The 7,816-nt window shown below is 75.7% G+C and carries 7 protein-coding genes; 4 read left to right on the top strand and 3 right to left on the bottom strand.

Annotation, left to right across the window (positions count from 1 at the left end):
- Positions 1–306: 306 nt before the first annotated feature.
- A complete protein-coding gene (gene secA, locus GTQ99_RS16575) occupies positions 307–2,991 on the top strand; it encodes a preprotein translocase subunit SecA (RefSeq protein ID WP_166616839.1) in 2,685 nt (894 codons plus the stop codon).
- A gap of 30 nt (positions 2,992–3,021) precedes the next feature.
- Here secA and GTQ99_RS16580 read toward each other — a convergent pair whose 3' ends face one another.
- Both GTQ99_RS16580 and GTQ99_RS27050 read right to left on the bottom strand, forming a co-directional pair.
- The gene (locus GTQ99_RS16580; protein WP_166616840.1) at positions 3,022–3,573 is read right to left on the bottom strand and encodes an Rv3235 family protein; all 552 of its coding nucleotides are present in this window, start codon (positions 3,571–3,573) and stop codon (positions 3,022–3,024) included.
- Between the two features lie 53 nt (positions 3,574–3,626).
- Positions 3,627–4,346, bottom strand: a complete 720-nt coding sequence (locus GTQ99_RS27050) for a LysM peptidoglycan-binding domain-containing protein (RefSeq protein ID WP_166616841.1) — start codon at positions 4,344–4,346, stop codon at positions 3,627–3,629.
- Positions 4,347–4,530: 184 nt separating this feature from the next.
- On the opposite strand from GTQ99_RS27050, the gene GTQ99_RS16590 reads away from it, so the two are divergent.
- Positions 4,531–5,046 carry a hypothetical protein gene (locus GTQ99_RS16590; protein ID WP_166616842.1) on the top strand — a complete coding sequence of 172 codons (516 nt, stop codon included), beginning with the start codon at positions 4,531–4,533 and terminating at the stop codon, positions 5,044–5,046.
- Between the two features lie 19 nt (positions 5,047–5,065).
- Here GTQ99_RS16590 and GTQ99_RS16595 read toward each other — a convergent pair whose 3' ends face one another.
- The gene (locus GTQ99_RS16595; RefSeq protein ID WP_166616843.1) at positions 5,066–5,287 is read right to left on the bottom strand and encodes a helix-turn-helix domain-containing protein; all 222 of its coding nucleotides are present in this window, start codon (positions 5,285–5,287) and stop codon (positions 5,066–5,068) included.
- 171 nt (positions 5,288–5,458) lie between these two features.
- Between GTQ99_RS16595 and GTQ99_RS16600 the strand changes: the two genes are divergently transcribed.
- The gene (locus GTQ99_RS16600) at positions 5,459–6,166 is read left to right on the top strand and encodes a hypothetical protein (protein ID WP_166616844.1); all 708 of its coding nucleotides are present in this window, start codon (positions 5,459–5,461) and stop codon (positions 6,164–6,166) included.
- Positions 6,163–7,452: a CpaE/TadZ family protein gene (locus GTQ99_RS16605; protein ID WP_166616845.1), complete on the top strand. Its 1,290-nt coding sequence runs from the start codon at positions 6,163–6,165 to the stop codon at positions 7,450–7,452. The genes GTQ99_RS16600 and GTQ99_RS16605 overlap by 4 nt, the downstream gene beginning before the upstream one ends.
- Positions 7,453–7,816: the final 364 nt, after the last annotated feature.

Consider the following 7,816-nt stretch of genomic DNA (forward strand, 5'->3'; position numbering starts at 1 on the left):
GCGCTGGACCCGCGCGAGGCGTTCGCGCGCGAGTTCGGCTCCGCCGGCGTGCCCCGCGAGGGCGCGCTGGCGCTGCCCCCCGCCCGGCCGGCGCCCGTGGCGCCGGTGCCGGTCCCCATCAGCGGCGTGCGCCCCAGCGACCTGCGCCGGCTGCTGGACGAGTCGCGCTGAGGGGCCGCCGCCCACCGCCGCGGGGCCGCCGCGGGACCGCTGTCGGGACGCTGCGTCGAGAGCGCATCGACGCAGCGCCACCGGATCGGTCCGTACGGGCACCTGCGCCGGTCCCCGCGCCGGTAGAGTGAGGACGTGCCAGCGATCGTCGAGAAGGTCCTCCGCGCCGGTGAGGGCCGCGTGGTCAAGCGTCTGCAGCGCATCGCGGAGCAGGTGAACGCTCTCGAGGACGACTTCACGGCGATGAGCGACGCCGAGCTGCGCGGGGAGACCCAGCGCTTCAAGGAGCGTCTGGCCGGGGGCGAGAGCCTCGACGACCTGCTGCCGGAGGCCTTCGCCGTCGTCCGCGAGGCCTCGCGGCGCACGCTGGGCCAGCGGCACTTCGACGTGCAGCTCATGGGCGGCGCGGCCCTGCACCAGGGCAACATCGCCGAGATGCGCACCGGCGAGGGCAAGACCCTCGTCGCGACGCTGCCGGCGTACCTCAACGCCCTCACCGGCGAGGGCGTGCACGTCATCACGGTCAACGACTTCCTCGCCGAGTACCAGAGCGAGCTCATGGGCCGCGTCTACCGCTTCCTCGGCCTGAGCAGCTCCTGCATCCTGTCCCGGATGCGCCCCGACGAGCGGCGCGAGGCGTACGCCGCCGACATCACCTACGGCACGAACAACGAGTTCGGCTTCGACTACCTGCGCGACAACATGGCGTGGAGCACCGCCGAGATGGTCCAGCGCGGGCACCACTACGCGATCATCGACGAGGTCGACTCCATCCTCATCGACGAGGCCCGCACGCCGCTGATCATCTCCGGCCCGGCCGACCAGCCGACCAAGTGGTACACGGAGTTCGCCAAGATCGTGCGCCGCCTGCACGTGGACGTCGACTACGAGGTCGACGAGAAGAAGCGCACCATCGGCATCCTCGAGGCGGGCATCTCCAAGGTCGAGGACCTGCTGGGCATCGACAACCTCTACGAGAGCGTCAACACCCCGCTCATCGGCTTCCTCAACAACGCCGTCAAGGCCAAGGAGCTGTTCAAGCGGGACAAGGACTACGTCGTCTCGCCCAAGGGCGAGGTCCTCATCGTCGACGAGCACACCGGGCGCATCCTCGCCGGCCGCCGCTACAACGAGGGCATGCACCAGGCCATCGAGGCCAAGGAGGGCGTGGCGATCCAGAACGAGAACCAGACCCTCGCGACGATCACGCTGCAGAACTTCTTCCGCATGTACGACAAGCTCGCGGGCATGACCGGCACGGCCATGACCGAGGCCGCCGAGTTCCACCAGACCTACGGGCTGGGCGTCGTCCCCATCCCGACCAACCGCCCGGCTGTGCGCATCGACCAGCCCGACCTCGTCTACAAGAACGAGCAGGCGAAGTTCACCGCGGTCGTGCAGGACATCGCCGAGCACCACGCCACCGGGCAGCCGGTCCTCGTGGGCACCACGAGCGTGGAGAAGAGCGAGCACCTGTCCCGGCTGCTCACCGGGGCCGGCGTGGAGCACACCGTGCTCAACGCCAAGCAGCACGAGCGCGAGGCCTCGATCGTGGCCCAGGCCGGGCGCAAGGGCGCCGTCACGGTGGCCACCAACATGGCCGGCCGCGGCACGGACATCATGCTCGGCGGCAACCCGGAGGTCCTGGCGGTCGCCGCCATGAAGGACAAGGGGCTCGACCCCGACGAGGCCCCGGAGGCCTACGAGGCCGCCTGGCCGGAGGTCCTGGAGCAGGCCAAGGAGTCGGTCAAGGCCGAGCACGACGAGGTCCGCGACCTCGGCGGGCTGTACGTCCTGGGCACCGAGCGCCACGAGTCGCGCCGCATCGACAACCAGCTGCGCGGCCGCTCCGGCCGTCAGGGCGACCCGGGGGAGTCCCGGTTCTACCTGTCGCTGACCGACGACCTGATGCGCCTGTTCAACGCCGCCCTGGTGGAGTCCTTCCTCACCCGCAGCGGCATCCCCGAGGACGTCCCGATCGAGTCGAAGATGGTCTCGCGGGCCATCCAGAGCGCGCAGGGCCAGGTCGAGGGCCGCAACTTCGAGATCCGCAAGAACGTCCTCAAGTACGACGACGTCCTCAACCGCCAGCGCGAGGTCATCTACCGCGAGCGCCGCAAGGTGCTCGAGGGCGAGGACCTGCACGTGCAGATCCGCCACTTCGTCGACGACGTCGTCACGGCCTACGTCTCCGAGGCCACGGCGCAGGGCTTCGCCGAGGACTGGGACCTGGAGAAGCTGTGGGAGGCGCTGCGGGCCCTCTACCCGGTCTCGGTGACGCCCCAGGAGGTCGTCGACGCGGCCGGCGGGCGCGGCAACCTGACCGCCGAGCGCCTCGTGGAGGAGATGCGCGCCGACGCGCAGGCCTGCTACGACCAGCGGGAGGCCGAGCTCGGCGAGGCGGTGGTCCGCGACCTGGAGCGCCGCGTGGTCCTGTCGGTGCTCGACCGCAAGTGGCGCGAGCACCTGTACGAGATGGACTACCTGCAGGAGGGCATCGGCCTGCGCGCCATGGCCCAGCGCGACCCGCTCGTGGAGTACCAGCGCGAGGGCTACCAGCTCTTCCTGGCGATGACCGACGCGATCAAGGAGGAGTCGGTCGGCTACCTCTTCTCGCTGCAGGTGCAGCCGGCCACCCAGGCCGGTGCCGTGGCCACCCCGCCCGGTCTGGCGGCGCCGGTCAACCAGCAGCTGCAGTACACCGCCCCCACGGCCGAGGGCGACGTCGAGGTGCACGCCGGTGACGCGTCGGCCACCGACGCCGTCACCGGCAACCGCGCCCAGCGGCGCGCCGCCGAGCGCGGCCCGCGCGAGGGCTGAGCCCGCCGGGCGGGCGCGGGGCGCGGCGGGTCAGCTCATCTCGACGGCGGTGACCCGCCAGCGCTCGCCGGAGCGGTCGGTGCACCGCTCCACCCGCAGGGCGCAGGCGCGCACCCGCTCGCCCTCGCGCAGCACGGCGCTCGCCTCGACGACGCCGTCGGCGGGCGAGCTGGCGCGCAGCGACTGCACGCGGGTGGCCTGGCCGGCCGGGCGCCGGGTGCGGGTGCGCAGCCGCGCCCGCACCGCGGCGCGGCGCTGGAGCCCGGCGTAGACGTCGGGCGCGGACCAGCGCAGCAGCTGCTGCGGCGGCCGGTGCCCCGAGAGCACCTCCAGGAGCGCCACGAGGTAGCGCCGCGTCCACGCGGTGACCTCGGGCAGCTCGGCGGGCGGCAGCAGTCGCCGGTCGACCAGCTGCAGCTCCAGCACCCCCTGGTCGGGGCTGAGGTGGCTCAGGACCTCCTGCGGGCCCTCGTCCCCGCCCACCAGCGGGGGGAGCGCGTGCGGCACCGGGTAGCGGCGCAACCGCGGGAGGTCGAGCAGGTCGACGCCCTCGTGGGCGCGCAGGGTCGCGGAGCTGGGCACGGGGGCCTCCGGGCGGTGCGGTGCGGGGTGGGGTGCGGGGTGCGCGGACGGGCTCACGGCAGGCGCAGGACCTGACCGGGGTGCAGCAGGTCGGGGTCCTCGCCGATGACGTCGGCGTTGGCCTGGTGGAGCAGGTGCAGCTGCCGCAGGACCTCGCCGGGACCGGCCTCCGGTCCGCAGCGCGCCCGGGCCAGCGACCACAGGGTGTCCCCGCGGTGGACGACGACCTCCGCGGGTGCGGAGCCCTCCCGGGTGCCGCCGGGCAGCTGCGGCAGCTCACCGGCGCGCGGTGCCGGTGCGGCTGCCGGTGCCGGGTCCGCGAGCGCGGCCCAGCCGGGCTCCACCGGTGCCGGGCCGGGGTCCGCGGGGGCGCTGGCCGCCCACCCCGGGTCGGGCAGCGCCGCGGCGCCGCCCCGCTCGGCCGCGCCTGCGCTCAGCGCGGCGGACCCGAGCACCAGGCCGACGGCGACCGCGACCAGCCGGCGTGCCAGCGCCGGGACGCCGGGGGTGCGGCGCACCGGGCGCCGACCGGGTGCGGCGGCGCGCGCCTCGTCCACCGCGGCCACGACGACCCCCAGCGCGAGCCACCCCAGCACGAGGGCGGCGGCGACGGCGCACCCGGCGACGAGGAGGTCGCCGGTGCCGGGTGCGCCCGCCGCGGCGGCCCGCAGCGCGGGTGCGCCGAGCCAGAGGGCTCCGGCGCCGGCCGCTGCGGGGACGGCGGCGAGGAGCGTCCCGACCGCCGCGGTCACCAGGGCACGCGCAGCACGCACGTCGACCCGCCTCCTGTCCTCGTTCGACCCCGAGTGCCCCTGGGTGGGGGCGTTGGGTGTCGTTTGGTGTCGTTTGACGGGGAATGTCTAGCGATCGGCTGTGCGGGAGGCCAGCGCCCCGGGCCGGATGCGCCCGATCGGGCGGCACCTGTTGACGCTCGGTGAGGGCCCGTAGCGTGGTGGCGTGCGCTGGGAGCAGCTGTTCGACGACCTCGCCGCGCGGGCGGACCACCTCGAGCGGCTCGCGCACGACGCGGAGGTCGCCGACCGCCGCGTGCGCGAGGAGGCGACCGTGCTGCTCGGCGACCGGTTGCGCGCCGGCGAGCGGCCCGTGTCGCTGCTGCTGCGCGACGGGACCTGGCTGCGCGGGGTGGTGGCCGCGACCGGGCCGGGGTGGGTGCTGCTGCACGAGGAGGGCGGCGCCCGCCAGGTCCTCGTGCCCGCGGGCGCCGTGCTGGCCGTGCGCGGCCTCGGGCGGCACGCGGCCGCTCCGCTGGGAGCGGTGGCGGCCCGCCGCACCTTCGTCCTGGCGGTGCGCGCCCTGGCCGGTGCGGACGTGCCCGTGCTGGTGCGCACGGGCGCGTGGGACCTGCGGGGTTCGATCGAACGCGTCGGCGCCGACCACCTGGACGTCGCCGTCGACGCTCAGGAGGACGTGGTCGTGCCGTTCTCGGCGGTGCTCAGCATCGCCGAGCGCTGACGCGCGGGTGCGAGGCCGCTCAGGCGCTCTGGTGCCCCTCGAGGGCCTGCACGCTCTCACGGGTCTGGGCGTACATGCGCTGGATGTACTTCTCCAGCTCCGCCTCCTCCACGCGCCACTGGCCCCGTCCCCCGACCTTGATCGCCGGCAGCTCACCCGTGCGGACCAGCGCGTAGGCCTGGGCCGAGGAGATCGCGAGCGTCTCGGCGACGTCCGCGAGCGGGATGAATCGGGCGGGCACGGTGTCTCCTGGTCGCTGCGCGGGACGGTGCGGGAGCTGGAGCCCGCATCCTCGCACGGCGTCACCCCCGCGCATCTGCCGTTCGGGTGGCCTGTGGACGACGTCCGCCGCCCGGCGGCGCGGGACCCCACCATGGCCGGGTCCGTGCAGGTGGGAGAAGGGGGACGGCAGGTGCGCACAGCGGTGCGACCGGGAGGGCGGGCGGAGACCGCCCGCACCGGGGCGAGCAGGGCCCGGCGGATCGGTGCGCCGTCCTGGCGCGACCCCCGGCTGCTGGTGGGCCTCGCGCTCGTGCTGGGCTCGGTGGTGGCCGGCGCGCGCGTCGTCACGGCCGCGCAGGCCACGACCGGCGTCTACGCCGTGGGTTCGGCCGTCGGCGCGGGCCAGCCGGTGAGCGCCGGCGCCCTGCGCGTCGTGCAGGTGCACCTGGACGAGGCCACGGCCGGTGCCTACCTGGGCGCGGGGGAGGAGCTGGGCGCCGGTGCGGTCGCGCTGCGCGGCCTGCCGGCCGGCGAGCTGCTGCCCCGCTCGGCGATCGGCCGCGTCGGGGACCTGACGGCCCGCCCGGTGAGCGTGCCGCTGGAAGGCCCTCCGCCGGCCGGGGTGGCCGTGGGCGCCCTCGTCGACGTGTGGGTCGTCAGGGAGTCCCCGGCGAGCGCGTCCACGAGCGCGGCCGTGCCCGAGGAGCCGCAGCAGCTGGCGGAGGCCGCCGAGGTGTCGGCCGTCGCGGCCGGCGGCACCGGCCTGTCCGCCCGCTCGGGGGCGGACGTGCAGGTGCTCGTGCCCCGGGGGGCGCTGCCGCGGGTGCTGCAGGCCCTCACCGACGGCGCGGACATCGTCCTGGTCCCCGTGCCCGGCGCGGGGCGGGGAGCGGCGTGAGCGTCCCCGTCCTCGTCGCGGTCCCGGGCGCCGCGGAGGCGACCCTCGTGGCGGCCTGGGAGGCGGTGCGCCGCGACGTGGTCGTGGTGCGGCGCTGCGCGGACCTCGCCGAGGTGCTCGGCGCGGCCCAGGCCGGGTTGGCCAGGGCCGCGGTGCTCGGCGCCGACCTGCCGGGCAGCGACGTCGAGGCGGTGGAGCTGCTGCGCCGCCACGGCGTGGGCCTGGTCGTCCTGGTGCCCGCCGGCACGGCGGGCGAGGCCGCCGAGCGCCGCTGGCGACAGCTCGGGGCCCTGCGCTTCGCCCGCGCCTCGGACCCGCCGGAGGACGTGGCCCGCCTCGTGACCGCCGCCGTGGAGGACCTCTCCGCCGCCACCACGGCCGCCGCGGGTGCGGCGCCGCCCGGCGCACCCCGCGCCGGGGCGGTGCCCGAGGACTGCCCGGCGCCGGGGCGCACCGCGGTCGTCTGGGGGCCCCACGGGTCGAGCGGGCGCACGACCGTCGCCGTCAACGCCGCGGCCGAGCTGGCCCGGGACGGCGCCCAGGTGCTGCTCGTCGACGCCGACACCCGCGGAGCCGGCGTCGGGCAGGCCCTCGGCCTCCTCGACGAGGCCCCCGGACTGCTCGCGGCGGTCCGCGCCGCGGCCGACGGGCGCCTGGACACCGCGACGCTGCACGGGCACGCGCCCTCGGTCCTCCCGGACCTCGCCGTCCTCACCGGCAGCCCGGACCCCGCCCGGTGGGCGGAGGTGCGTCCGGCGGCCCTGCGACGGGTGCTGGCGGTGGCCGCCGCCGCCTTCGACTGGGTCGTCGTCGACGTGGCGGGAGGTCTCGACGACCCGCAGGACCCCCGCGGGCGCGACGCGGCGACGGTCGTGGCGCTGGAGGCCGCCGACGCCGTCGTCCACGTCGGTGCCGCCGACCCCGTCGGCCTGCAGCGCTGGGTGCGCAGCTGGGCCCTGCTGCAGGAGGTCGCCCCGGCCACGCCCGCCCTGCCCGTCGTCTCCCGCGTGCGGGCCTCGGCGGTCGGCTCACCGCCGGCCCGCCGCATCACCTCGGCGTTGCGCCGCTTCGCCGGCGTGGAGGACGCGCTGCTCCTGCCGGAGGACGTGGCGGCCGACACCGCGCTGCTGGCCGGGCGGGCGCTGGCGGAGGTCGCCGCCCGCAGCCCCCTGCACCGGGCCGTGCGCGAGCTGGCTCTGCGCCTGGAGGAGCGGGTCGACGCGCCCGTCGACCCGGTGGAGGAGGCGGTCAGAGGCGGATTTGACCCACTGCTGGCCCGCAGTTAACGTAGTTGTCACACCCCAGCGGGGAGGAACGGACGGGTCACCGGCCGGTCCCCGCGAGCGGGACGGGACACTCCAGACCAACTCAGCTCCTGGCAGGCGCTCAAGTGCGCTCGCTGGTCGCCGATGAGGTTCGGGTCGCCCCGGGCGGGCTGGCCGGTCGAACCGGCTGGAGCCGCTAGGATGGTCGAGCCAAAAGCCGAGCACCGCGCCTCCTCTTGATGGGGGGGCAGGGTTCGTGCGTCCGGTTCTTGAGAACTCAACAGTGTGCCAAGTGTTGATGCCAAATCAATCAACCCCGGATGGCCGCCACTCACTTGGGTGGTGGTCGGGGATTCCTTTGGTGTTGTTCCTCCACTTCCTGCTC

Source organism: Kineococcus vitellinus, assembly GCF_009906315.1.
Taxonomy (GTDB): Bacteria; Actinomycetota; Actinomycetes; order Actinomycetales; family Kineococcaceae; genus Kineococcus; species Kineococcus vitellinus.